The organism is Haloferax sp. Atlit-10N (assembly GCF_003586325.1).
GTDB classification, from domain to species: Archaea; Halobacteriota; Halobacteria; order Halobacteriales; family Haloferacaceae; genus Haloferax; species Haloferax prahovense.
The window spans coordinates 1-2,204 of sequence record NZ_PSYX01000026.1 but is presented as its reverse complement, the minus strand read 5'-3'; the positions used below and the strand labels follow the sequence as shown (position 1 = coordinate 2,204).

Here is a 2,204-nt window from a genome sequence, read left to right as displayed (position 1 = left end):
TTGTCGCGGGCTATGCTTTGCATAGAATTCTGTTACCGCTCGCTTGATTACGACTGGTCGACGGCTGACGCGACCTGAAGCAACCCGCATTAATCCCTGGGGATAGTACTCATCGTCATACCCAAAGATTCGATTGACAGCAGCCCGCGGAACAGCGACCTCGTCAAACTCAGTAATCGTGTAGATGAGATTCGACGGTGCGTTCCGCCAGTACGTTGTGCTTGCCCAATCGGAAGAATCCTCAAATGTTAGCCCAACGAACCCAACACCTACGTATTGACCATCCTGATAAAACAATACAAGATCGTCTGACTCCATTTTCTCGAAGTAGTTTCGGTTACTCTCACCATCACGGGCACCCCAGAACCGGACAGACTCAAGGTTGGAAAGTGCAGCAGGGTGATCCGGATAGTCATCCAATTCAACGTGGGTTAGAACTGTTTCGCGGAAGTTTCCGGGGTCACACGGGACGAGAAAGACATTTCCAGCCATGATAAGTCACTACAAATACATGTTTTATAGTACTTCTGGACCTCACGTTATTAGACCGTGATTCCTGCTGTTCGGCTCCTGTTGAAATCCTCAGTCCTGATACTTTGTTGAGGCCGTACTGAATAGAGCGCGCAAGTCGGTCGTGAGAAACACATCTGACCGGCGAGTACTGAATAGCTACCTAATGTGAACAGGTGACGAAAGCTAAAATCGGGTGTTCAAGAAAGTACTTAATGTCTGTCAGATGCAGCATATTAGAAATAGCTTCATGCAGAACTCAGGGACTTCATTTTCGACTCCTCAAGGAGACGAACTCATGACGTACTTCATCCTCGCGATGATGTTCACAATTGGGTTCTTCTTCTCCGGATACGGATTTGCAACAACGATAGGTCTTCTGCCAAGTGCGTGGGGAATCGTCGGTGTATTCGAGTTTGTACTGTTTCTTATTGGTACACTCTCAGTTAGTCTCGTAACTCTCGTAACGATACAATTCTGGCGTCAAGACCAACCACAGCAAATCACGAAGCGACGAGCAGTTCTTACAAGCCTTAGCGCCGCCACGATAACCTTTGTAGCCATACTCGCCTCATGGCAACTTCGAACTGGAGATTTCACCAGACTTCAGTTTCAAGAATGGATTCTCTTCGGTTCAGTGGTGTTGAGTCTCCAATTCGTTCTGGGAACTGTAAAACCGAAACGTAAGCGACGACTTCTCTTACTGGGTGAGGTCGTTGTCGTCTTCGTCATCTTATTTAGCTTCTTTAGCATCAATCGGGGGGAGATTAATCTAGTGTCGTATTCGTTTGTGAGCGGGGGTGCCTCATTGCTGTTATTACTGTTCGGTGGGCCGCTGTACCTACTGGGTAATCGTCTCGGTAGAGTGCCTCAGTAGGGTAGTTGTAAGCCCTCACTTGTGTGTTGTCTTGCTCCTGCTGGACTCTACAAGCATTGATAGTTTTTGAGATCGCTGCTGAATACAGGGCGCGTATCTCCCACTACCCAATCGACTTATTATCAACCACTATTAATATTTGATAGTGCCTTCGTTGAACACCTCATCATTGATTGCCCGTCGATGGAAAAGTGGTGTCTTAGTTGCTCTCGTAGCGCTTATCATGTTTTTCCGCTTTCACCTAGTCCCAGACGGTTCTTTGCTGGATAAAGGACTCACAGTTGTCGGTGTGATCCTGATGGTTGCCTTCTTTGTACGAGCGTATTACCGGGGACAGTACGGGAAATCACCGTGGTAAATCAGTTCAACTCGTGAGTTAGAATAGTCGCTAATGTGGTGCTTCGTAAGTGCTGAACCCACCCTCTGTCTGTGTCACGCGGGTTTTGTCAAAGTATAAGGACTTCAACAGAGCTTGCTGTTCATAACAGGAGGTTGCCGCCATGAACATCGATCTCGGTGTTGAGTATAGACTAAGGTCGTGGCTGCGCGCGCAGCGGCCGCGAGCACGGAGCGGAGGGTGGGGCGGTGGGGTCTGGGTCGGCCCGGCCACCAACAAAAAAGAGGGCTGCCTCGCGCCGTTAGGCGTCCCACCAGGCGTCGCGTTCGGGGAAGTGCACGGTCGTCCACCCCGTCAGGGCAATCGAGACACGCCCATCGTACCAGTTCCGCGCCGCCCCGTGAATCCGCACGCGTTCGCCCTCGCGAATCCACGGCACGTCCGAGGCTTTCCAACTCATCAGCTTCACCTGCCCGCTTT

1 protein-coding gene and 1 pseudogene are annotated in these 2,204 nt (G+C 50.2%); both read right to left on the bottom strand.

Annotated features, from left to right (window positions below; translation table 11 throughout):
* The coding region (locus C5B91_RS22820; protein ID WP_233547835.1) for a hypothetical protein at positions 1–492 on the bottom strand (492 nt) is incomplete at its 3' end.
* A 1,533-nt stretch (positions 493–2,025) separates the two neighbouring features.
* Positions 2,026–2,204, bottom strand: a pseudogene (locus tag C5B91_RS20880) (DNA-binding protein); the annotation flags it as partial.